The following is a 24,973-nucleotide window of genomic DNA, read 5'->3' as shown; positions in this document are numbered from 1 at the left end:
TAAATTAAGATTCACTAACCAACCTATCAGGTTAGACTAAAAAATCAACCACCTGCCTCTCCCTTAAGCGCTAAAACTCCAACTCACAACTTTGCTATTAATAAGTTCAGCACATAACTATAGCCAAATTTTTATAAAAAAAAGCCGAGACAAAAGCCTCGGCATTAATTAGTTTGTACAAATAGGATTAATCGGCTTTTTTATACTCGGTATATGCTTCACCTTGCGTCAACCACTGAGGAGCCGGCTTACCTTTCAGGTAATGATCAAAATACTCCATCATTCGAATACTGTAATCCAACTTATTTGGATACTTTTTAAGGTGATGTGGTTCATCTTGATACTGCAAAAAAACGACATCTTTACCTGCACGGCGCATGGCTAAATAAAGCTCTACACCTTGCTCCCAAGGTACTGCATCGTCTTTATCACCAAACATAATCATCAATGGGGTTTTAATACGATCGACATAAAACACAGGGGAATTTTCAATGTATTTTTGTGGCGATTTGAACAAGCTTTCACCGATCCGGCTTTGACCCGTTTCATACTGAAACTGCCTCGCCAAACCGCTACCATGGCGAATGCCGCTATAAGCGCTTGTCATATTCGATACGGGCGCTCCAGTAACAGCAGCTTTAAAAATACTTGTTTGCGTTACTGCAAAAGCAGTTTGGTAGCCGCCCCATGAGTGCCCCTGGATCCCTACGCCTTGCGGATCAGCAATCCCCATATCAATAAGGTGCTGTACACCTGATGTTAGAGCAAGCACAGAAGAGGCGCCAGGGTAACCGACTTCAAAACGGATATCTGGTAAGAAGATGGCATAACCATTATCTGCAAACCAAGCAAAGTTAGGGCGGTGGTTAATGTTCATTTGCGGAAAAGCATGCAACCTATCACTCATAAAACGATAAAAATAAACCAGTACTGGGTAGCGTTGCCCTTCAACATAATTGGTGGGCTTAATCAGCACTCCATCTAAGGGTTTACCATCACCATTGGTCCAATGTACCAGCTCTGACTGCCCCCAATTAAAGGCACGCTTTTGTTTATCAAGATCGGTTTGCCGAGTTGACTGTTGTGGCGCATTATAGTCAGCGGTATATAGGTCTGGAAATAGATCGTAGCGCTGTTTAGAAAACACGATAGTTGATGCATCTTTACTACGTGCCAGTACTTTTAACTTTGCATCATCTGCAACTAACTTAGTGGCTCCCGCAGTGCCAAGTTTGGCTTGGTAAAAACCATCTGCTTTAGTGATATGGCTATAACCTTGTAACAACACCGATTGATTTCTAGCAAGTACACTTGGGCGGTCTTTATCATTAATCATTCCTTCAACACGATACTGAACCTGCTCTTTTCGGCCCTGACCTGCTGTTAGGTTAAAAGCTGATTTAGAGCCCGTATTGAGCTGCCAAATATCAAACTTATCATAGAGCAATAGGCCCGAGTCATCTGCTAACCACGGACCAAAGCCGTACCCTGGGGCACTTGAAGGATAGTCATGATCTTCATTGGCAAATGACACTGGTAAGTCTTTAGTAATATTAAGTCGGCGGTTGCTAGCCACCTCATACAAGAACACGTTCCCCTGCAAGTAATAAGCGATAAACTGCTCATTGGGCGATAATGTTGGCTCAGCGCTACTACTTTGCTGAGTTAACAGCAACGTTTTGCGGCCAGTGTTTAAATCAACTAAATAAAAGTCTCGATAAAACCCTGCCCACGTGATCATTTTACGGTAGGGAAGATCTGTACTAGCCAGCGCAAAACGACTTTGCTGCTGAACATCAATATCTGGCACAGACAAATCGGCAAGCTGAACGAGGTGATTGCCCGTGACATGTAGCACTGCAAGGTAGGTACGTTTTAGCTCATTTTTATACTCTTTAACCTCATGGGGTTTTATGCGCGGATCGTCGCCATGCCACACCCGTAACGCTTTTTTACCTGTAATGATATTTGGGTTAAATAGGTCTGCTTCTTTTTCTATAACAGCAAGTTCACGCTGTTGACTGACTTCTGGCACTCGCCCAAAGAACAGGCGCTGGCTATCATCAGAAAATCGTAGCTTTGCATAGCGGTTCAAGGTCCAATCTGCAGATATCGGCGCAGCTGTAATACTGCCTGATTCGATATTATACAGCGACAGTAGGTACTCTCGGCCAAAAGGCGCTTGCTGCGCATCACCATAGGTAAAACCTAGGTATTTGCCGTTATCACTTAACGCAATAGAGCCAAATTGTAGCTGCTTTAAAGCGTGCACCGTTTTGACGGTTTTGTCGGCAAGAGTGACTAATTTGAGTTCATGCGTGTCGGCGTTAATATTATTAACTGCTACAGCAAAATGCAGGCCCGATTTATCAAAGCTAAAAGCAGTCACATCGTTAAAAAAGGTAGATTGAAACCCATTCAATGCGACTAACTCGAGACGGGTACCTTGGTCATACTCATCAACTTTATTGTTTTTTTTATTAGACTCAGGCTTATTTTCGGCTTTAGGCGCGTTTTTTTCAGTTTCTGCTTCATACCAAATCGCAATATGAGTGCCAGTTTCATTAAACTCAAATGACTTAACACGCTCATAGCGATGTTCGCTGCCACTATTGCTATCAAGCAGTACCATTCCCGACTTAAGTTGTTTTAACTCTTGAGCCGATGCCATTTCGGTTTTCAATAACGGCACGGTATCAACAAATGCCACAAAGCGGCCATCGTGGCTAACTTTTGGCTTAGCGGCACCTTTTACACTAAACTCTTTAGCAGTGATAAGGTTTTTAACCAGTCCGCGACTATCACCTCGGTCTGGGGACACCTCTACAGCTAAGGTGGTACCGGTATCAGCAATAACCGGTTTTTTAAGCGATTCAAACCGCATGATGTCATCGGGTGTGATCGCAGGCGTGGCAGCAAATAAACTTACAGGTAAAAAGCTCGCGGTAAGTAAAAGCAATGATTTACTAAATAGTGACTTCAAGGTCTTCCTCTTTATTGAATCGTTATTAGACTAAAGTAGACTTTTTTAACCTTTAACGATCAATCATCGTCATAACAGCTAATTTATGCAAGTTAACCTACAGACAAAATGTGATTAAACTCACCATTCACTGTGAAAATGGTGCGAAATTGTTTAAAATACGTTGGATAAATACAATAAAATTACTAACACTTTACTATGCCTCAGGCATGGTGAGCCAATAGCAGAATGCTAAACCGTAGTAGGACTATTAATGACAAAAAGAACTATAACAGTGATCCCCGGTGATGGGATTGGCCCAAGTATTATCGATTCAGCACTAAAGATCCTTGATAAAGCAGGCTGTGATTTTGAATATGAATTTGCAGATGCAGGTCTTGTCGCACTTGAAAAACACGGCGAACTTTTACCTCAACACACACTTGATCTTATAGAAAAAAATCGTATTACATTAAAAGGTCCGCTAACTACGCCTGTCGGCGGCGGCTTTTCGTCTATTAATGTGAGCCTGCGTAAACAATTTAGCCTTTATGCTAACGTGCGCCCGGTGCTGTCTTTTAAAGGGACTCAAGCCCGTTACGATAATATTGATATCATCACAGTACGCGAAAACACTGAAGGTATGTACTCAGGCTTAGGGCAAACGCTGTCAGATGACGGCGCAACCGCAGAAGCCACCAGTATTATTACTCGGGCAGGTGCAGAGCAAATTACCACGTTTGCGTATGAACTGGCTCGTAAAGAAAACCGTAAAAAAGTGACCATCGTACATAAAGCTAACATCATGAAGTCGACTTCAGGTTTATTCCTTAAGGTAGCCCGCGAAGTCAGCTTACGTTACCCAGACATCATCACTGAAGAGATGATTGTTGATGCGACCTGTATGAAATTGGTCATGAGCCCTGATATTTTTGACGTTATTGTTACCACCAATTTATTTGGAGATATCTTGTCGGACCTTTGTGCCGGCCTTGTCGGTGGGCTTGGTATGGCGCCAGGGGCAAATATTGGTACTGACACAGCAATTTTTGAAGCTGTTCATGGCAGTGCACCTGACATTGCAGGCCAAAACCTTGCCAATCCAACATCGGTTGTATTGGCTTCGATTCAAATGCTGGAATACTTAGGCATGCAAGATAAAGCTGAACTTATCCGCAATGCGATAACCGCAGTGATTGAAGAAGGTGATCGCACCACTCGCGATCTTGGTGGCACACACGGCACCACAGACTTCACCCAAGCAGTGATTGAACGTTTAGGCTAGTCATTTGCCCAAACCACTAAAAAGGCCCTATGTGTTCAACACATAGGGCCTTTTTATATTTTTGCTGTTGCTGCTGCCGAAATTAGCTGGCCTTAGACGGACGCAAGCACAAGTGTACGGTTACTTCATCGCGATCATGGTAAAGATGCTTAGCGGCAATGGTAAACTCTTTGATGCCATTTTCTTTTAGGATATCAGCCATAGTCGCTAAAATTGTCGACACTTCTTTGTATCGTGCTTTCATTGGCAATTTTAGGTTGAAAATAGCTTCTTTAAACCAACCATTAATAGCCCATGCTTCAACAAGCTCAGCAACACGAGCCGGTTTTTCAATCATGTCGCAAACCAACCAAGTAATGTTTTTTCTTGGTGGCTCAAAGCGAAAACCGTCAGCTTGGTAATGCTTAACCTGACCCGTTTCCATTAACTTTTCATCCATCGGTCCATTATCAACAGAGGCAACAAACATACCGCGCCTCACAAGTTGATAGGTCCAACCGCCTGGACAAGCACCTAAATCAACGGCTTTCATGCCACTGCTAACTCGGGTCTCTTGCTCTTCTTCAGGAATAAAGTGAATCAATGCTTCATCTAGCTTTAACGTCGAGCGGCTCGGTGCATCGCTTGGGATCTTAAGGCGTGGGATCCCCATGAAATACGGTGAGCTGTTATTGCTAAGCGAAATACCCACGTAAGCTTGCCCTGGTGCCACAAAACAAACATGAATAATAGGACGTTTAGGGTTTTCTTTATCCAATAAGTTACCTGACTTTCTTAGTGATTGCCTTAGTGGCACGGTAAACTTACGGCAAAAGTTTGATAGTTCTTTAGCTTCATTAGTATCGGGTGTTTCAACACGTAACTCACCGGCATATTGAACTTCAGATAAAGCCTCAACGATAGGACCAATGCGATCATGCTCAGGTAAGCCTTTCAGCAAGGCTTTGGCAGCAAACATCTGTCTTGTAAAAATCAATGAGTCCAAACTGATCTGCTTCGCCAGTACATCAGCATCACCAGCTTGAAAACACTGGAATATTACATAAGCGTCATTAGTGTTGGTTTTAACAAAGCCACCCACATCAAGCTCAGCTGCGCGTACTTGGATCTCTGCCGCACAATCTTTTTCATAACCAGCGCGACAAAATAAAAATAGGTTTATCATTGAATTTCCTGAAGATAACAAATAAAAATAGCGGCCAACAAAATTGCTGCCCGCCATTTTACACTTTTAGTGCTCACTAGTGTACTACCAGTAAGTGAATGTACGGTTTAATCGAGCTCTTTGACTTTATTACGCCACACTGCAGCGGCAATAAGTAGCCAAGCTAACAGCAAGCATACACCGCCTAACGGTGTTACAGGGCCGGTCCACTTCGTTCCCAAAAAAGCATAGAGGTAAAGGGAACCAGAAAACAGTATTGTACCTAGAATAAACAAGTAACCTGCCCAATCAAGCAAGCGAGATTGGATCCAATGGCCTGTAATTGCTACCGTAACTAACGCAAACGTGTGGTAGAACTGATACTCCACACCTAAGTTAAAGATAGCAATCATCTCGGGCGTTGTGATGTTTTTCAACCCATGAGCGCCAAAAGCCCCAAGTGCGACCGATATAAACCCACTAAACGCTGCTAAAACTAAAAAACCACTGCGCATGTTGCCTCCTAATATTTCGGCGTTTTACGCCACACTAATGTAACTAGCCTCGCAACCGCATCACTGCGATATAAATGTCGCTATACGGGTTATAGCTTGCGCTAGATTAGCCTCTAGGCTAGTGCCTGACGACTTTCTTGGCTTAAAACTATGATCGCCATCGGTTAACCAAGTTAATTGAACGCTGCCCATAACAGGCCAGGTATCGACTAAGCCTTTATGACCAAATTTATCTCGCTCACCTTGAATAACCAATATTGGCGCTAAGCTCTGCTCAATGGGCTCGAGTCGTGGTTCACCACCGTTTAGCGGAATAAATGGATAACCAAGACACACCACGCCATCAACCTCAATACTGCCGGCCAGCAACGCAGACATACGCCCGCCCATCGACTTACCAACGAGATAGATTTTACGCGGCTTAAAATGTTGCTTCAAAATACTTAACTGTAATGCGTAGTCGGCTATCAATTTTGGCGCTCTGTCCGGTGGACGACGCTTGCCGTCAATAGCATTGGCTCGCATGTAGGGAAAGTTAAAACGCACTACTCTGGCACCCGTTTGTGACAAGCCCGCAGCAACAGTGCTCATAAACTCGTGGCGCATATTAGCCCCTGCACCATGGGTCAATATAATTAGCGTATCATTCAAGCCTGCATCATTAGCCACGAGTGGTTCAATCAAGTATTGTTGGTCATCAAAGCGTAATGCTTCTGCGTCTATGCTGCCAACGGCCTCAGCAAGTGCACCGTCCAAATAGGCTTGTTTTAATCTATCCGGTAAGGAGCTCACTGCGACTCTCCTCTTCAAACATATCCAGCATCCACTCTCTGAAGGCAGCCACCTTCCCAATGTCAGAATGATTTTGCTGACAGACTAAATAATATGCATTTTTACTGACTAAAACCTCAGGGAAGGGACACACCAAACGACCAGCTTTAATATCTGGACGGGCTAGTACGCTGTAGCCTAGCGCCACTCCTTGTCCATGTGCAGCCGCTTGCAAAACAAGTGAAGAGTGACTAAATATTGGACCTTGGTTCACATTAACATCACTAATTCCACATTGTCTAAACCAAGCCTGCCAATCTTGACGATTAGCATCATGTAATAAGGTATGATTTTTTAAATCACTAGGGTTATCTAAGGGTTTAGGACCATTAAGCAACAAAGGGGAACAGACCGGAATTAGCACTTCATTACGGAGTTTATCTGCCCGCATTCCATTCCAATTACCAAGGCCATAATAGATGGCAACATCGATGTCATCAGTCAGAGAATTATCGTCGTTATCCACCGCTTTAATTCGCACATCAATATCGGGGTTTTTCTCACTAAACTTGGCTAAACGAGGGACTAACCATTGAATCGCAAAACTCGGCGAAGTCGCTACAGTCAAGGAACCAATGGCACTTCGAGCAAGCAAACGATCTGTTGCATCGGCCAATTGTGTAAAGATATCTTTGATATCAAGAAAGTATCCTTGTCCCTCTTCCGTTAAGAGTAAAGAACGGTTTTTACGCCTAAATAATTTTAAGCCTAAATACTCTTCTAAAGCCTTAATTTGATGACTCACTGCAGCCTGAGTAACAAACAACTCCTCCGCTGCTCTGGTAAAGCTTAAATGCCTTGCTGCTGCCTCAAATGCTTTAACTGCATTTAAGGGAGGAAGTCGTCTAGCCATAGTGTTCAATCTCTCGTTTTGTTATTAGTTTTTCTAATGGTCATTGTTACATTTTATCGTTTGTAAAGGCCAGTCGTTTTGGTTAAATTTTGCACCAACGAAACGACTTAAGTTGGACAGCCTCTACGATGTAACTGGGGAGTGTCTAACAACCCGAATTTAAGCCTGGAGGCTATCGAACATGCTAAACCTTAAATCTGTATTTGTAATCGCACTTCTATCAGCTTCTGCGACCGTTAGCGCTGACGAACTCACTATCGACACCACTGACCTAGAAGCGACGTTAACTGCTAACCTTGCGGAAAGCATGGCATTAATGCAAGAGCAGTTAACCGACGACCTCAATACCGTTCTTGTTGCTGATAAACAACAGCAAGAAAGCAAAACGGCGACTACCGCTAAACTAGCTGAATAAACGCGTTAATGACGAAAACACCTTATAAGTATAATAAGGTGTTTAGATTCAGTCATCAACGTCACACAGTCTGCTCAGGGCACTGACATTTGAGTTAATCTACAATGACGATGTCATTATTTGCTGCACGCAATGAACACAGCATGGCTGACTAATTGAAACCACCTTTGAAGGTGGTTTTTTTGTGCCTATGACAACCTTTCAGCCATAAAAAAAGCGACTTTATCGAGTCGCTTTTTGTTAATAATGCTAATACATAGCCCTATGGGCGATAAACTTTAACATTACTGTAGCCTTGCTCTTGTAAGTAAAGTGCTTGCAGCTTACTCATGACACCACGGTCACAATACAACAGGTAGGTCTTTTCTTTATCAAGATCTGCAAACTTGGTTGCTAGCTTATAAAAAGGGATCTTTTGAATGTCGACATTTTCAACAAGCAGTGGAGATTTTTCTTCTTCTTCAGGTGCACGTACATCAATAATGACTTCATTTTGCGTAATGGCTTCAACCGTCTCAGCTTCAGTGATCTTAGTGTCCATTTGAGTTGCTATATCGCGAATGTCCATCACCTGAGCATCAGCAATCACTCTGTCGAGCAAGTCTTCAGAGAACTTAGCTTCTTCAGCCTCAATTTTAGACAGTACCGCTTTAACCGTTGGACGTTGAGAAATCACACCGCAATACTCAGGAATAGACTTAGCAAAGTCTTCAGTACCAATTTTACGACTGATATCAATAATATCTTGTTTGTCCATCGCGATTAATGGGCGCAATATTAATTGGTCAGTACAACGGTCAATCACGTTCAAGTTTGTCAGCGTTTGGCTAGAAACCTGCCCCATAGCTTCACCGGTGACCAATGCTTGGATGCCTAATCTCTGTGCCACTTTAGCAGCAGCACGCATCATCATGCGCTTTAAGATAACGCCCATTTGGCCGTTATCAACGCGCTCTAAAATCTCTTGCACGACAGGGTCGAACGGCACTGAAACAAACTTAACTTTATGTGACTCACCGTACTTCTGCCATAAATGGTAAGCAACCTGCTTAACACCAATTTCGTGTTGGTCGCCACCTAAGTTAAAGAAGCAGTAATGGGTACGTGAACCACGTTTAATAAACTGGTAACTCGACACGCCTGAGTCAAAACCACCAGAAATAAGTGACAATACATCTTCTTGGGTCGCCATAGGAAAGCCGCCCAAACCAGGTATGCGCTTATCAACTAAGTAAAGTTGCTCGTTATCAATCTCGATGTTAACCGTCATATCAGGATTTTTTAAGCGCACGCCTACCGCGTCAGTAAACTGGTTTAAACCACCACCAACATAACGTTCTACTTCAATTGAGTTAAAGTCATGCTTACCACCACGCTTTACACGCACGCAAAACGTCTTGCCAGCAAGTTGGTCTTTATATACTGCAAGGGTTTGTTGATAAATATCATCAATAGATTCAAAGGTGCTCACACTAACTTGCAATGTATGAGCAATACCAGGAATACAACCTAAACGTTCGGCAAAAGCTTCAACCAAATCAGGTCTGTCATCTGGCACCATGATCATGATTTTGTCCCATTGACGCTGCACTTTGGCGGACTCATCGACCTTTTTAAGTACATTACGAATGTTGGTTTCAAGCATTTTGGTAAAACGCATTCTTACCGGCTTGCTTTTCATCATGATTTCAGGAAACAGTTTTACGATAAATTTCATTGGTCTTCCGCGGGGACAAGTTTAAACAGCAATCTAGTGATTATAACAATATCCCAGCACAATTGCGTATAGCCATTCGGCATTGTCATGACAAAAAACCAAATTACACCGCACTTGGGCTGTGGCGGCACCCCAACACATAGGCTGCATAGCATGCGTTTTTAATGCTTACGACACTGTCAGCCACAAAAAAGGGCACCCACTGTGAAGTACATGCCCTTTTTAAGGTGTTAATAGTCAATACTATTGTGACACTTGGATCTCTTTCGACTCCTTAGGCTTACCTTGTTCAATGGCAATTTCAACTCGGCGATTACGCGCGCGGTTAGCGGCGGAATTATTTTTCACCAAAGGCGCAGAAGACGCCATGCCGACAACTTTGAGTCGCTTTTGATCCAACCCTTTCACTTTTATCAGCTCATGGGTCACTGCTACCGCACGCTTACTCGATAAGTCCCAGTTAGAACTATAGAGCTCATTGGAGATATTCCAATCATCGGTATGGCCAGACACCGTTACAATACCCGGCACATCTTTGAGTAACTCACCGACACGCCTAATCACCGGTTTAAAACGCGGCTGTATAAAACCTGAGCCTGATGCAAACGCGCCTTTTTCACGGATCCGGATAATAATCTGTTGCCCTAACGATTCAATTTCAATGGCACCATCTACTATTTGCTTATTAAGCTCAACCGCCATTTTTTTAACTTGCTCATTAATTTTATCTTGCGCTGCAGCAGCGGCTTTACTCGCCTCACTTTCAGCGTCAGCAGTAGCCTTGGCTTTTGCCTCTGCATCTTCGACATCTTGTGCTGTTGAGGCCGCTTCGCCACCACGCTCTTTACCTTGTTGGTTTTGAGTACCACCAGCGCTTGAGTCTTCACCGGCCTGAAAATCAAGCTCAGGCTTAGTCATTTCATTGGTTTGCTGATTAATAATTTCGATAGGAGTCGGTTCTGGTCGGCCGGGCCTAAACTCTAATGCAATGACCGAGGTTCCTTTAGGGATATCCTTTACTTCAATTTTATTTTGCACCCCAAAGGCATACTTCATTGAGCCGGCAATCTGCTTAAACTTCAATACATCCATTTCTGAGAACGCAAGCAACAGAACAAAGAAACACATCAGTAATGACATTAAGTCTGCAAAAGTGGCTAACCAACCCGCTGACGCTGGCGGTGGACAGTTACATTTGACCTTCTTAGCCATAAGGTTAAGCCCCGTCTAAGGTATCTATCGTGCGCGACCGCTCATGCAGGTAGTTTTTCAAGAACCCTTCTATAACTCGTGGATTTTGACCGTCTTGAATGGCTAATACCGCATCCATAATCAAGTTACGGTTTAGCATTTCTTCACCCATTCGCAGTGATAATTTGTCTGCTATCGGCAGTGCGACCATATTCGCAACCATCGCGCCATATAGAGTAGTCAGTAACGCCACCGCCATTGCCGGGCCAATCGATTTTGGGTCATCCATATTAGATAACATACCCACCAAACCAATTAGCGTACCAATCATGCCCATCGCGGGGGCCACATCGCCAATAGCTTTAAAAACACCTATACCGGTTTTATGGCGCTCTTCAGTTAAGCCTATATCTTTCTCTAACGCATTTCTCACCACGTCACCATCGTGACCATCAACCAGCATATCGACAGCTTTTTGCATAAAACTGTTACTGATTTCTGCTTCTTCTAATGCTAAGAACCCACCTTTACGGGCAGCATCAGCCATGTTGATTGATTGCTCAATCAGATCTTCTGGTTTATCTATCTTAAAAACAAAGGCTTTACCTGCAATTTTGGCCGAGCTAAAAAATTGCTTAAGGTTATATTTCATCATAACGACGAACAACGAACCCAGCATCACAATCAACAGTGACGGTACGTTAATGAAAATGCCAATCCCGCCACCACTCACCATTGCCATGATCACAAAGGCAAACGAGCCAATCAAACCGATTAGTGTTGCTAAATCCAAAACTACTCCTCAAATACCAATTCAGTCATCTAGTAAGGCAATAAAATACCAACAATGAAAACCACAACACTCTCGTTTGCAGCCATGACTAGCGACAATATTACGCTCTGCTTAAGACAGCAAGTATCACGTAATCAAATAGCTAAATTAAACGCATAAATTTGTTTACTGACTCTATAGCGACCAAAATTCGTTTTTCTTGAGCCATATTTCCCGCAATTGAATATCAATTTCCGTTAAAATAGTTCTTACTAACGTGAATTAGCCGCTTAACTTGGCACTAACCTCATAAAATTAGAGGTACATCAATACCCTAAAACTGGTTAACAGGGATAATTTGCGATCTAAAGCGTGCTGTTGCGCAAATACTCAATGGCTTAATTTGACCCTTGTGCCCTGCTGATATACTTTGTGTATCGCTTAATTCTAGGAATGATCATCGTGGCAAAAAAACCTGAAAATCTCTCTTTTGAAGAGTCACTCTCCGAGCTAGAAAAAATTGTAGCCAACCTTGAACACGGTGACGTGTCTCTTGATGATGCACTCAAGCAATTTGAGCGTGGTATTAAGCTTGTTCGCAACAGTCAAACTAAACTTGAAACAGCACAGCAGAAAGTGTCTGTATTAATGCAAGATGAGGGGGTCGACGCCCTTAAGCCTTACGAAACAGAGGGTGAGTAATTGTTAACCGAGTCACTTGCTTTATACCAAAAGCGCATAAATTTTCAGCTTTCATCCCGTATTGATGCCCTAGATGACATTGATCCGCAATTAAAAGCGGCAATGAAACACGGCGTATTGCTTGGCGGTAAACGCATACGTCCATTTCTAGTGTATGCAATTGGCGAGATGTTAAATGTAAAACTTGAAACACTCGACTCTTGTGCCGCCGCGATTGAGTGCATGCACGCTTATTCTCTTATCCATGATGACCTTCCGGCAATGGACGATGACGCGCTTCGTCGCGGCCAACCTACAGTGCACATTGCCTTTAGTGAGGCCACCGCTATTTTAGCCGGTGACGCATTACAAGCATTGGCATTTGAGATCATCAGCGAGCCGATTGAAAACATAACGCCATCACAAAATTTAGCGATGGTTAAAGCCCTAGCAACAGCCTCGGGATATAGTGGTATGTGCGGTGGTCAAGCAATGGACTTAAGCGCAACAAATAAACAAATTGAGTTATCAACATTAATACAGTTGCATAAGCTTAAAACCGGCGCGCTTATTTGCTGCGCAGTACAATTTGCCATTATTGCCGCTAAAGTTAATGAAGTAGAGCAACAAGCCTTGCTTGATTTTGCTGCAGCTATCGGGCTTGCATTTCAAGTGCAAGACGACGTATTAGATATTATTGCCAGCACCGAAGAGCTTGGAAAACCTCAAGGTTCTGACACCGAATCAAATAAAAGTACTTACCCTAAATTGCTCGGTTTAGAAGGTGCACAAACCACAGCGGTTACCTTGGTTGAAGATGCACTATCAGCGCTGGCTAAATTACCTTACAATAGCCAGATAATTGCCCAATTCGCTCGTTATATCATTGAGCGAAGAGTTTAAAGAGACAAAGAATCTCGATATGAGTTTTGATATTTCTCAATTCCCTGTGCTTGCACAGGCTAACACCCCAGATGAGCTAAGACAGCTCCCTCAAGCCGTACTGCCACAATTGTCAGACGAGCTCAGAGGTTTCCTTTTGAAGTCAGTGGGTAAATCAAGTGGACACTTTGCTTCAGGCCTCGGTACTGTTGAACTAACCGTGGCGATTCACTATGTCTATAACACACCATTTGACCGTCTGATTTGGGATGTTGGCCACCAAGCCTATCCGCATAAAATCCTAACCGGTCGCCGTGAACAAATGCATACTATCCGCCAAAAAGGTGGCGTGCACCCGTTCCCATGGCGCGAAGAAAGTGAATACGATACCTTTAGCGTAGGTCACTCTGGCACCTCAGTGAGCGCCGCTCTAGCAATGGCAGTTGCTGCCGATAAAGAGCAGGCAGGCCGCAAGGTCGTATCGGTTATTGGCGATGGTGCGATGACGGGCGGAATGGTATTTGAAGCCTTAAACCATGCGGGCGACCTTGATAAAGACATGCTGGTTATTCTTAATGATAACGAGATGTCTATTTCAGAAAACGTCGGTGCGTTAAATAATCATTTAGCACAGTTAATGTCTGGGCGTTTTTATACCACCATTCGTGAAAGCAGCAAAAAAGTGCTTAAAGGCATGCCTGTCATCAAAGAAATGGCCAAGCGTACCGAAGAACACCTCAAAGGTATGGTCGTACCCGGCACCTTATTTGAAGAGTTTGGTTTTAACTACATTGGCCCAATAGATGGCCATGATGTCGATGCACTAGTTGAAACTCTACGCAATATGCGTAACCTCAGCGGCCCGCAAATTTTGCATATTATGACCAAAAAAGGTCGTGGATATGAACCCGCAGAGAAAGATCCTATCGGCTGGCATGCTGTCCCTAAGTTTGATCCATCAACATTTGAAAAGCCTGCCAGCAAACCATGTGACCCAACGTTCTCGCAAGTTTTTGGGAAGTGGCTATGTGATGTTGCTCAAAACGATGAAAAACTGTTAGCCATTACCCCTGCAATGCGTGAAGGCAGTGGCATGGTTGAGTTTTCGCAGCGTTTTCCTGCGCAATATTTTGATGCCGCTATTGCCGAGCAACATGCCGTCACCTTAGGCGCAGGTTTTGCCTGTGAAGGCTACACGCCAGTTGTCGCGATCTACTCTACGTTTTTACAGCGTGGTTATGATCAGCTCATTCACGATGTTGCACTACAAAAGCTCCCCGTTCTTTTTGCCATTGATCGCGGTGGGATTGTGGGTGCTGACGGCCCAACCCATCAAGGCGCGTTTGACTTAAGCTTTATGCGAACCGTACCAAACATGGTTATTATGGCGCCATCTGACGAAAATGAATGCCGTCAAATGCTCTATACCGGTTATCGTTACAAAGCAGGACCAACGGCTGTTCGTTATCCTCGTGGTAGCGCCACTGGCGCTGAACAAGTTGAAACCATGACAGCGATGCCAATTGGTAAAGGCTTAGTTAAACGCCGCGGCCAAAAAGTAGCTATTCTTAACTTTGGTACCACCCTTGCCAGTAGCCTTAGCGCTGCAGAAAACATCGATGCAACCGTGGCAGATATGCGCTTTGTTAAACCACTTGATGTTGAACTGGTTAAAGAGCTAGCTCAAAGCCATGACGTGTTAGTTACTGTTGAAGAAAATGCCATTATGGGTGGAGCAGGCTCCGGTGTTCTAGAGTTATTGCAATCGTTAAAACTGCCTAAACCGGTATTGCAAATTGGTCTGCCTGATGAATTTATTAAGCATGGCGCACCTGATGAAATTATCAGTGAGCTAGGGCTAGATGCTGACGGCATTTTGAAACAAATTGAAGATTATCTCGCGTAATTAAATGCTGCTTGAGTTAATCTAATTTTGTTTTTATATAAAAAAAGGACTGCTTTAGCAGTCCTTTTTTGTGCGTCAGTGCCGCAGTATTCAAATATTAACGCTAAGCGTTAACCTTGAGAAACCATCACCATCGCAGGGCGCAATAGACGCTTGTTAAGCGTATAGCCTTTTTGCATAACCATCATAACGGTGTTTGCAGGAAATTCTGTGCTAGGCTGCATGCCAATCGCCTGATGTAACTCAGGGTTAAAGGCTTCTCCTTGTGGAGACACAACAGTCAGACCAAATTTTTCAACGGCACTAACAAAACTTTTTGCAGTTAGCTCAACACCTTGGTAAATTGCTTTAGTTGCTTCAGCTTCAGCATCAGTTCCTTGCAACGCACGCTCCATGTTGTCTAATACTGGTAGTAATTCGTTAGCAAACTTCTCAAGGGCAAATTTACGTGCCTTTTCAACATCAATCGCTGCACGGCGACGAATGTTATCAACCTCTGCTGCGGCACGAACCACTGAATCCTTCTGCGATTCAACGGTTGATTGCGCTGCTTGCAAAGCTTTTTCTAGTTCTTCAACACGGAAATTAGCTTGGGTCAGTTCATCCATCAAAGAAGCATCATCGCTACCTTCGTTTAGTAACTCACCTTCTACAACCGACTCAACTTGCTCATCAATTTGGTTATCTTGTGCTTTGTTCGTTTCGTTGCTCATTTTTGCTCCAGCTAAAAATGCTTTGTTTCTGCATGCTCTGGGCATATTATGGGGATCAATTTCTAGGTTTCAAGGCCTAAAGCCGGATCAGACACAAATATGAGCAATACCTTTCACACTATTGGACTTATTGGTAAACCTAACCATGAAGGAACCAGTCTCACCTTAAAGAGATTGCATCATTGGTTAACAATGCAGGGCTATAATGTCTTGGTTGAAGAGCGTGTGGCTAAAGAAGTGGGCCCCCATGCACTTTCGGTCGATTTGTTAGATATTGGCGACCAAGCAGACTTAGCCATTGTGGTCGGTGGCGACGGTAACATGCTTGGTGCTGCGCGCGTGTTAGCACGGTTTGATATTAGTGTTATTGGCGTCAACCGTGGCAATTTAGGCTTTCTAACTGATCTAGCCCCAGACTCTTTCGAAGAACAACTATCCAAGGTGTTAGACGGCGAATTTGATACTGAGCATCGCTTTTTAATTGAAGCCGAAGTTCATCGTCATGGAGAGTTAAAATCGAGCAATACAGCAGTCAACGAAGCGGTGCTACATCCGGGTAAGATTGCCCATATGATTGAGTTTGAAGTCTATATAGATGACATATTCATGTACAGCCAACGTGCCGATGGCATGATTGTATCAACACCGACCGGGTCAACGGCCTATTCACTTTCAGCCGGCGGCGCAATTTTAACCCCTAATTTAGCTGCAATGATTTTAGTACCGATGTTCCCGCATACATTGTCATGTAGGCCGATTGTTGTCGATGCGTGCAGTATTATTAAGCTAGTAGTATCACCTCACAATGGCGACAACCTCGAAGTAAGCTGTGACGGACACGTAAATCTTTCAGTTCTGCCTGGTGATAACATCATAGTAAAACGTAGCTCGGACACATTAAGGCTGATCCACCCCAAAGGCCATAATTACTTTCGTGTTCTGCGCACCAAACTTGGCTGGGGCAGCAAGTTATTTTAATAGATCCGAACTCATTGAGGGCCAGCGTAATTGTGCTGCCCCTCAATTTAATGACAAGCAATTTTACTGTGACTTCACGTATTCTCACCTAAAAACGACACCTAACGTTAACCGCATACATCAACTATGCCTGTGTAACTAAATCTTTAAATAGTTGATTAGCTACATTTTGGTGCAAGTATCTCTTTTCATTACGCCGCACCACATCGCGCCTATACAACAACAAAACCAATTAAATCAACAATATAAATAACGATAACTTTTCAAAATAAAGAACAACACAAATTAAGTGATCTTTATCACACCAGCTGTATATTCAATCAAGCACATTCAGTAACAAAACAGAAATATTGAGATCAATTCAGACTGCAAAAACTCACTCAATGCTATTATTTACTCTCAACCTAATAAAATCAGCAACATAATGCTGCTTTATCGCTCAACACCCCGCAAAAACAAGTGACACACATCACATTAGCAAAACAAGAAAACCCGCGCCAACCGCCACTATTGACATTGCGCGTTACAATTAGGGGACTAACTGATCTAGATCAAATTAGCCTTTGCCTAATTAACGTTTAGTACACACCTACTCCCTTCACCAGCAATTTAACTCGTGTTTGGCCAGCGACAACAATCGTGAAGCAAACCAACAAAAAGAGGCATGCATGACCTTTATTCAACTCATCGCCAGCTTAACGCCAATAATTAGCGTAATGCTATTCTTAGTACTATTGCGGATGCCTGCATCCAGAGCTATGCCAATTTCAATGGTTGTCACCGGACTAGCCGCTGTCTTTATTTGGCAAATGGATACCACTTTCTTAGCAGCTTCAGTTGTTGAAGGCCTACTGTCAGCAATCACGCCTTTAACCATTATTTTTGGTGCCGTGTTCCTGCTCAATACTCTTAAGTATTCGGGAGCGATGGATACCATCCGCGCAGGTTTCACTAATATTAGTGCTGATGCCCGCGTACAAGTGATTATCATTTGTTGGTTATTTGGCTCATTTATTGAAGGCTCTGCAGGCTTTGGTACCCCAGCGGCAATTGGTGCACCATTGCTGGTATTACTAGGTATTCCACCTATTGCAGCGGCTGTTGTGGCGCTGATTGCAGATTCAACAGCGGTATCATTTGGCGCCATTGGCTTGCCAGTTTTATTTGGTATGGAGCAAGGCCTAACACAAGGCGGCGTTAATATGGCTGCAGAGCAAATTGCGCAACACGGTGGTAGTTTTGCCGACTATGCACAGTTTATTGCAATGCATATGATCACTATCGATTTAGTGACCGGCACCCTCATACCATTGAGCATGGTCGCAATTCTAACTGGCTTTTTTGGTCGCAATAAGTCGTTCAAAGAAGGTTTGGCCATTTGGAAATTTGCACTATTTGCAGGTTTGGCATTCACGGTTCCGGCTTGGTTAATCAACTACTTTGCAGGCCCAGAGTTTCCATCAGTAATTGGTGCGCTTGTCGGTATGGCGATTGTGATCCCAGTTGCTAAAAAAGGCTACCTACTGCCAAAACAACCTTGGTGTGACTTTGCCGAAAACGATGGCCAAGAACGCAAAGAGCTAGCCAGCGACGCTAAGTTTTCACAAATTGCGGCATGGTCACCGTACATCATTATGGCGGCACTATTAGTACTGTCTCGTACTGTGGCTCCTTTAAAAGCATGGTTAAATGGATTTAATCTCAGTTGGACAGGCCTGCTGGGTACAGAATTAAAAGCCAGTTTTTCGACCCTTTACGCCCCTGGTGCATTCTTTGTACTCGTGTGTATTTTAGGTTTCATCCTCTTTAGAATGAAGTCTCCGGCAATTAAAGAGTCGATTTCAGTTTCTTGCAAATCTATGTTGCCTACGGTTATCTCATTAGGCGCTTCAGTACCTATGGTGAAAATCTTCCTTAACTCAGGTGAAAACAGCGCTGGCTTAGCGTCAATGCCGGTTGCACTTGCAGACACCTTAGCTAACAGCATGGGAGCTGTATGGGCTTGGGTATCGCCAATCGTGGGTATTTTTGGTGCATTTTTATCTGGTTCAGCGACATTCTCCAACATGATGTTCTCAGGCCTTCAATACAGCGTGGCCGACAATATTGGTGCTAACCCAGCCCTTATCCTTGGCCTGCAAGGTATTGGCGCTAACGCCGGTAACATGATGTGTGTCATGAACGTTGTTGCTGCGGCAACCGTTGTAGGCATGGCAGGACGAGAATCTGAAATCATCCGTAAAACAATGCCTGTAGCGCTAGGCTATGCTTTATTAGCTGGTACTATCGCCTTTGTTTGGGGCGGAATTTAACCCCAACCGTTTCCGTCAACAATTAAAATAGAAAGCCGTACTGGTTGCGGCTTCTTCACTTTAACTAAGTGTGTAGAGATAAATCATGTCGATCAATTATGAAGCAGTATTAAGAGACTTACGTAAACAGATTGGTGAAGATGCCGCCACTAACGACCCCGTGCGCCGCTTCGCTTGGTCTACTGATGCCAGTTATTTCCGTATTGTGCCTGAAATAGTGGTGCACGCTGATACACTCGAACAAGCCAAACATACGCTAGCCATAGCACGCACCTACGGTGCGCCCGTTACCTTTAGAGCGGCAGGCACCAGCCTTTCTGGTCAGGCAATTGGCGAAGGCATTTTACTTATTCTTGGCCATGATGGCTTTAGAACCTTAACCATCAGCGACGATGCGTCTCAAATCAGTTTAGGTACAGCCGTTATTGGCTCTGACGCCAACGCGGCATTAAAACCTCTAAATAAAAAAATCGGCCCTGATCCAGCCACTTTAGCGTCAGCCAAAATTGGCGGTATTGTGTCAAACAATGCCTCTGGCATGTGTTGTGGCACGGCGCAAAACAGTTATCAAACAATTGCATCAGCAAAGCTATTATTAGCTGACGGCACAGAACTCGATACCGGTTGTGATAGCTCAAAAGCGGCGTTTACTCAGTCACACCCAGCGTTGCTAAAGTCCCTAGTCGATTTAGCCCACATGACAGTGACCAATCAAACACTAGCCGATAGAATTCGTAAAAAGTTTTCCATCAAAAACACCACCGGTTACAGCCTTAATGCCTTAGTCGACTTTAACGACCCATTTGAATTAATCAACCACCTCATTGTAGGTGCAGAAGGCACCTTGGCTTTTGTTGAAGAGGTAACGTACAACACCGTTGACGAAGCACTGTTTAAAGCCTCTGCTATGGCCGTATTTTTCAACATGGAAGATGCAGCAAGAGCAGTGCCGCCACTAGTTGGTGACAGTGTTGCCGCTGCCGAGCTGCTCGATTGGGCCTCAATCAAAGCCGTAACGGGTAAAGAAGGAATGCCATTATGGCTGTCTGACTTACCCGAAGGCGCATCAATATTACTGATTGAATCTCGCGCTAATGACCAAGCCACGCTCGACCGTTACACTCAAGATGTGATTGCAAAAATTGCACATATTGACACCGAGCGTCCAATTACCTTCAGCGATGACCCTGCCGTATACGGCCAATATTGGGCAATGCGCTCGGGGCTGTTCCCTATCATTGGTGGCGAACGCCCGAAAGGCACTTCAGTCATTATTGAAGACGTTGCCTTTGAGCTCGAACATTTAGCCGAAGCTGCTAACGACCTCACTGCACTATTTAATAAGCACAACTACCCAGAAGGTGTGATTTACGGCCACGCTTTAGCGGGCAACTTCCACTTTATTATTACGCCTACGTTCAACACTCAAGCTGATATCGAACGCTTTGATGCCTTCATGCAAGATGTCGCCGAAATGGTGATTAACAAGTACGACGGCTCAATGAAAGCAGAACACGGTACAGGCCGAGCTGTGGCGCCTTTTGTGGAAATGGAATGGGGCAGTGATGCTTACACCCTAATGAAACGTATTAAGCAAATATTTGACCCTGAAGGTTTACTCAACCCAGGGGTTATTCTTAATGACGACAGCCAAGTGCACGTTAAAAACATTAAGCCTTGCCCAGTGGTTGATGACCTTGTCGACAAATGCATTGAATGTGGATTCTGTGAAAAAACCTGCCCGACATCAGCATTAAACATGTCACCGCGCCAACGTATTGCCACCCTGCGTGAAATTGAACGTTTAGAGCAATCCGGTGACAAGCAAGCTGCCAGTGAAATGCGCGCGGCAGCAAAATATGATGTGGTCGACACTTGCGCAGCCTGTCAGCTATGTACCATAGCCTGCCCGGTAGATAACAGCATGGGCCAGTTGGTTCGTAAGCTTAGAACGCCTTACATCAGCACAACAGAACAAAAGGTTCTCGACTTCCAAGCTAAACATTTTGGCGCGGTTAACCAGGTTATTAGCACCGGATTTGATGTGCTCGGCACGATTCATAAAATTACCGGTAGCGGTATTACCGGCGCTATCATGAAGGCCGGTCGCGTAGTCACCAAAGAAGTACCTTACTGGAATCCTGATTTTCCAAAAGGCGGTAAATTACCAACGTTATCGGCCCCGATTCCAGGGCAAGAAACCGTAGTATATTTTCCAGCTTGTGGTGGACGTACCTTTGGCCCAACGCCAATAGATCCTGACAACAGAACACTACCCGAAGTGGTCGTCACGTTGCTTGAACGCTCTGGATATAACGTTATTACTCCAGAAAAAACTCGCCATCTGTGCTGCGGCCAAATGTGGGAGTCTAAAGGTGACTTTAAAAATGCCGATGCAAAACGCAAAGAGCTGATTGAAGCTGTTGCCGCGATGACACAAGGCGGCAAACTGCCAGTAATTATCGACGCCTTATCTTGTACTTATCGCACTTTAGCGGGCGACGAATCATTAACTGACAAAGTTGATATCGTCGACATGGTTGATTTTATGCACGATAACTTACTCGATAAGCTTACCGTCACCAGCCAAAAATCAGCGGTAGCGCTGCACTTAGGTTGTAGTGCTCGTAAGATGAAAATCGAGCCAAAAATGGAAGCGATTATTAAGGCATGCAGCAGCCAAGTCGTGCGCCCAGCGGGTATCGATTGTTGTGGTTATGCCGGTGAAAAAGGCTTGTATAAACCTGAAATTAACGCCAGTGCACTGCGTAACATCAAAACGCTAATCCCGGTAGATGTTAAAGAGGGGTATTACGCTAACCGTATGTGTGAAGTGGGCTTAACCAAGCATAGTGGTGTTTCTTACCGCCACTTAGCTTACCTTCTCGAAGAGTGTACTCGTTAGCAGCACACAGCTTATGAGGGCTAATGCCCTAACGAGACAACGTAATCATCATAAAAAGCCCTAATTGTTAGGGCTTTTTTATGATTTTAAGCTCCATTCTATTTGTATCAGTAAAAATTTACAGCGTTGCCTAACAGGTTAACCTGGAACACGTTTGCATTAATGCAGCTTCGATCTCGGCTTGGTCTATCGCTGACATCGACAATATTTCAATTCTCGAATCCATCGCTTCATCAAGCTCAATAATCGACAAGTCCTGCTCCACCGCATTAAAGCCTGCTATCCCCTCATCGGTGATCATGACCGCTTTAAGACGCACCACAGCCAAACGTTTAATCAACTGCAACAACTTATCGAAGTCAAACTCATAGCAGAGATCAAATACCCAACCACAGCTGTAATATCCATCACCTTGATGGGTTTTACACATCAAGCCACTAGCGTCAAATACGACTGCTTTTTTCTGGGGTTCGCCTGAAAACAGCGCACTGTAATTCACATCAATTAACCGCACTGGTGAATCGCCTGCATTTAACGAGTTTGGTTGCTGGCTTTGCGCTTGATACGTTTGGTTGTGCCCTAGCTGGGCGGTAGGCACATAAGGCTGATTAAGCCGAGCATATATCGCCGGCAAGAGCTGCGGTGCCTGTGCGGTGCTCCAAGGCTCAATGATCACCGGAGGGTGATTTAGAGGACTGGTTTTGCTAGCTCGCAGCTTTATTGCCCCGAGGTAACCTGACAGTTGTGGTAGCAAGGAGTCCTCGTAACAATCGGCTTTACTGGCTAATACTATGTCAGCCACCAGCAACTGCTGGTTAAAAATGTCATGCTGGGTATAGCGACTATCATCCAGTTTTCTGGCGTCAACCAACGTAATGCAAGCTTTCATCGCCAACACTTGTTGATAGTGCGCTTGCGTTAACACCTTTAAAACTTCTAGAGGATGGCCTAAACCGGTGGGTTCTATTAATAGTCTATCTGGTTTTGCTTTAGCAATTAACTGGTTAATCGCTACTTGCATCGGTAAGCCCGCCGCGCAGCACATACAGCCCCCCGCCACTTCTTTAATTTGTACTTGCTGAGCGTCGCCACTTAACAGGCCTGCATCAATGCCTATTTCGCCAAACTCGTTAACCAACACAGCCCAAACCTCTGTCGCGGGTTTATGACGGAGTAAGTGTTTAATGAATGAGGTTTTACCAACGCCCAGAAAACCAGTAATAACATTAGTTGGGATTATTTTAGTGATCATAAACAGACATGTAAGCACGTGATGCTCAGAATTTTAATCGGGTTCTTAACCCATTGTCACGACTTACTCGCCTTTGGTTGTCGCGCCTACAACAGCAAAGCGCATATAAGCTGACAATATAATGTTAACTTTGCTGCGCTTACCTTAAAAAAGATAATTTGCAGCCAATAAAAAAGTGAACCTTAAGTTCACTTTTTATTGGCTAGCCTAATTTTATCGCCTTGTTGCGCTTACTTTTTAGTATTGCTACTGCTGCGGCCAAAACGCTTTTTTGCTCCATCACGTGACTTTGACTCGCCACGTCTTTTTTCTTGATACTTGCGCTTATTGTGGCTTTTCTCTTTTACTGGTTTAGTCACTACATCACGGTAACGAGCTGGCAGCGGTGCGCCTTCTTCGTAGCCAGGTAAGGTGATACGCGGCAATGTGATGTCAATAATTTGCTCTATTTCTTGTAGCATCGCTTTATCTTGTGGTGACACAAAAGAGATGGCACGGCCTGACAAGCCAGCACGTCCTGTACGCCCAACACGATGTACGTAGTCTTCTGCCGCAAAAGGAAGTTCATAGTTGATCACCAATGGCAGTGCTTCAATATCAAGACCACGAGCAGCCACGTCGGTCGCAACCATGACTCTTAGCTTACCGCTTTTAAACTCTTCTAATGCACGGTTTCTTGAACCTTGAGTTTTATCACCATGAAACACCGAGTTTTTAACACCATCAAGCTTAAGCTCACTGTGCAAATGCTCTGCGCTTTCTTTACTACTGACAAAAACTAACACCTGCTGCCAGTTATTACGCCCAACCAATTCCGACAATAACTCAGCTTTGCGGCGTTTATCTACCAAGTAAACTTCTTGCTCGATTTTACTGGCTGTTGGCGTCGTCGCAACGTTAATCCACTCAGGTTCAATCAACATTTTTTGCGCTAAAGTTTTAACGTCTTCGCTGTACGTCGCCGAGAAAAAGAGCGTTTGGTGCTCTGATGCCACCAGCTTTTTGACTCTTTCTATATCTCTAACAAAACCCATATCAAGCATGCGGTCAGCTTCATCAACCACCAAGTGGCAAACGTTAGACAAGTCCAAATCAAATTGACCAATAAGATCAAATAATCGACCAGGCGTGGCAACTAAAATATCAACCCCAGCGTTAACAGCTTTACGCTGGGGGTTCATGTTGGCACCGCCATAAACCGCTGCGGTTTTAAATGGTAAGAACTGCGCGTATGCCTGAATATTATCAGCAACTTGTATGGCAAGTTCGCGCGTAGGCGTTAACACTAAAACTCGTAACTGGGCGCGGTGTTCGTTGTCAGCTTCAATGTCTTGCACTGCCAATTGCTGCGACAATTTATTGAGTAAGGGCAGCGCGAAAGCGGCCGTTTTACCTGTGCCGGTTTGGGCGCAAGCCATGATGTCTTTTCCCTGCATAGCCACGGGCAGCACATGTGTCTGTACCTCCGTTAACGCTTGATAACCGCGTGCAGAGACCGCATCTAAAATATGGGAATGTAAATCGAATGCATCAAAGTTCATGGGTCGCTCAGTACAGGGAATAAAAGTGAGCGCGGAGTCTACCAAAAACACTGCGCAGAATATATAACCAAACGCGATGAACAGTAACATTGATTGCTTTAAAAGCTATTGAACATAA

The 24,973-nt window shown here is 44.2% G+C and carries 19 protein-coding genes; 8 read left to right on the top strand and 11 right to left on the bottom strand.

Annotation, left to right across the window (positions count from 1 at the left end):
* Positions 1–187: 187 nt before the first annotated feature.
* On the bottom strand, positions 188–2,983 hold the full coding sequence (locus RGE70_RS04415; protein WP_310470330.1) for a S9 family peptidase: 2,796 nt from the start codon (positions 2,981–2,983) through the stop codon (positions 188–190).
* Between the two features lie 253 nt (positions 2,984–3,236).
* On the opposite strand from RGE70_RS04415, the gene RGE70_RS04410 reads away from it, so the two are divergent.
* Positions 3,237–4,247: an isocitrate dehydrogenase gene (locus RGE70_RS04410; RefSeq protein WP_310470329.1), complete on the top strand. Its 1,011-nt coding sequence runs from the start codon at positions 3,237–3,239 to the stop codon at positions 4,245–4,247.
* A gap of 82 nt (positions 4,248–4,329) precedes the next feature.
* Here the strand turns inward: RGE70_RS04410 and rlmM are convergent, their stop codons facing one another.
* From rlmM to RGE70_RS04390, 4 genes are all read right to left on the bottom strand, one after another.
* A complete protein-coding gene (gene rlmM, locus RGE70_RS04405) occupies positions 4,330–5,412 on the bottom strand; it encodes a 23S rRNA (cytidine(2498)-2'-O)-methyltransferase RlmM (RefSeq protein ID WP_310470328.1) in 1,083 nt (360 codons plus the stop codon).
* A gap of 107 nt (positions 5,413–5,519) precedes the next feature.
* Positions 5,520–5,906 (bottom strand): DUF423 domain-containing protein, encoded by a 387-nt coding sequence (locus RGE70_RS04400; protein ID WP_310470327.1) that lies wholly within the window; start codon positions 5,904–5,906, stop codon positions 5,520–5,522.
* A gap of 60 nt (positions 5,907–5,966) precedes the next feature.
* Entirely contained in the window at positions 5,967–6,590 is a 624-nt protein-coding gene (locus RGE70_RS04395; RefSeq protein WP_310472916.1) for an alpha/beta fold hydrolase, read from the bottom strand.
* Between the two features lie 88 nt (positions 6,591–6,678).
* Entirely contained in the window at positions 6,679–7,590 is a 912-nt protein-coding gene (locus RGE70_RS04390; protein WP_310470325.1) for a transcriptional regulator GcvA, read from the bottom strand.
* A 181-nt stretch (positions 7,591–7,771) separates the two neighbouring features.
* On the opposite strand from RGE70_RS04390, the gene RGE70_RS04385 reads away from it, so the two are divergent.
* Complete coding sequence (locus RGE70_RS04385; RefSeq protein ID WP_310470324.1) at positions 7,772–8,005, top strand: hypothetical protein; 234 nt, start codon at positions 7,772–7,774, stop codon at positions 8,003–8,005.
* A gap of 262 nt (positions 8,006–8,267) precedes the next feature.
* Here the strand turns inward: RGE70_RS04385 and thiI are convergent, their stop codons facing one another.
* The 3 genes from thiI to pomA form a co-directional block, all read right to left on the bottom strand.
* On the bottom strand, positions 8,268–9,722 hold the full coding sequence (gene thiI, locus RGE70_RS04380) for a tRNA uracil 4-sulfurtransferase ThiI (protein ID WP_310470323.1): 1,455 nt from the start codon (positions 9,720–9,722) through the stop codon (positions 8,268–8,270).
* 243 nt (positions 9,723–9,965) lie between these two features.
* The gene (locus RGE70_RS04375; protein ID WP_310470322.1) at positions 9,966–10,934 is read right to left on the bottom strand and encodes a flagellar motor protein MotB; all 969 of its coding nucleotides are present in this window, start codon (positions 10,932–10,934) and stop codon (positions 9,966–9,968) included.
* A 4-nt stretch (positions 10,935–10,938) separates the two neighbouring features.
* On the bottom strand, positions 10,939–11,706 hold the full coding sequence (gene pomA, locus RGE70_RS04370) for a flagellar motor protein PomA (RefSeq protein ID WP_310470321.1): 768 nt from the start codon (positions 11,704–11,706) through the stop codon (positions 10,939–10,941).
* 441 nt (positions 11,707–12,147) lie between these two features.
* Between pomA and xseB the strand changes: the two genes are divergently transcribed.
* The 3 genes from xseB to dxs are packed head-to-tail and all read left to right on the top strand — an operon-like array spanning position 12,148 to position 15,154.
* A complete protein-coding gene (gene xseB, locus RGE70_RS04365; protein WP_310470320.1) occupies positions 12,148–12,387 on the top strand; it encodes an exodeoxyribonuclease VII small subunit in 240 nt (79 codons plus the stop codon).
* Positions 12,388–13,269 carry a (2E,6E)-farnesyl diphosphate synthase gene (ispA, locus tag RGE70_RS04360; protein ID WP_310470319.1) on the top strand — a complete coding sequence of 294 codons (882 nt, stop codon included), beginning with the start codon at positions 12,388–12,390 and terminating at the stop codon, positions 13,267–13,269. It abuts the gene before it with no gap.
* A 19-nt stretch (positions 13,270–13,288) separates the two neighbouring features.
* Positions 13,289–15,154 carry a 1-deoxy-D-xylulose-5-phosphate synthase gene (dxs, locus tag RGE70_RS04355; protein WP_310470318.1) on the top strand — a complete coding sequence of 622 codons (1,866 nt, stop codon included), beginning with the start codon at positions 13,289–13,291 and terminating at the stop codon, positions 15,152–15,154.
* Between the two features lie 110 nt (positions 15,155–15,264).
* Here the strand turns inward: dxs and grpE are convergent, their stop codons facing one another.
* Positions 15,265–15,867 (bottom strand): nucleotide exchange factor GrpE, encoded by a 603-nt coding sequence (gene grpE / locus RGE70_RS04350; RefSeq protein WP_310470317.1) that lies wholly within the window; start codon positions 15,865–15,867, stop codon positions 15,265–15,267.
* A 99-nt stretch (positions 15,868–15,966) separates the two neighbouring features.
* Between grpE and nadK the strand changes: the two genes are divergently transcribed.
* The 3 genes from nadK (at position 15,967) to RGE70_RS04335 (ending at position 22,062) form a co-directional block, all read left to right on the top strand.
* Positions 15,967–16,845 carry an NAD(+) kinase gene (gene nadK, locus RGE70_RS04345; RefSeq protein WP_310470316.1) on the top strand — a complete coding sequence of 293 codons (879 nt, stop codon included), beginning with the start codon at positions 15,967–15,969 and terminating at the stop codon, positions 16,843–16,845.
* A 668-nt stretch (positions 16,846–17,513) separates the two neighbouring features.
* The gene (locus RGE70_RS04340; protein ID WP_310470315.1) at positions 17,514–19,157 is read left to right on the top strand and encodes an L-lactate permease; all 1,644 of its coding nucleotides are present in this window, start codon (positions 17,514–17,516) and stop codon (positions 19,155–19,157) included.
* 85 nt (positions 19,158–19,242) lie between these two features.
* The gene (locus RGE70_RS04335; protein WP_310470314.1) at positions 19,243–22,062 is read left to right on the top strand and encodes an FAD-binding and (Fe-S)-binding domain-containing protein; all 2,820 of its coding nucleotides are present in this window, start codon (positions 19,243–19,245) and stop codon (positions 22,060–22,062) included.
* A 130-nt stretch (positions 22,063–22,192) separates the two neighbouring features.
* Here RGE70_RS04335 and RGE70_RS04330 read toward each other — a convergent pair whose 3' ends face one another.
* Together RGE70_RS04330 and RGE70_RS04325 are read right to left on the bottom strand one after the other, a co-directional pair.
* Entirely contained in the window at positions 22,193–23,314 is a 1,122-nt protein-coding gene (locus RGE70_RS04330; protein ID WP_310470313.1) for a CobW family GTP-binding protein, read from the bottom strand.
* A 230-nt stretch (positions 23,315–23,544) separates the two neighbouring features.
* Positions 23,545–24,855, bottom strand: a complete 1,311-nt coding sequence (locus RGE70_RS04325) for a DEAD/DEAH box helicase (RefSeq protein ID WP_310470312.1) — start codon at positions 24,853–24,855, stop codon at positions 23,545–23,547.
* Between the last annotated feature and the right edge of the window lie 118 nt (positions 24,856–24,973).

This window comes from Shewanella youngdeokensis (assembly GCF_033180165.1).
In the GTDB taxonomy this organism is placed as follows: Bacteria; Pseudomonadota; Gammaproteobacteria; order Enterobacterales; family Shewanellaceae; genus Shewanella; species Shewanella youngdeokensis.
The sequence above is the reverse complement of the archived record's forward strand: the minus strand, read 5'-3'. Positions and strand labels throughout refer to the sequence as shown.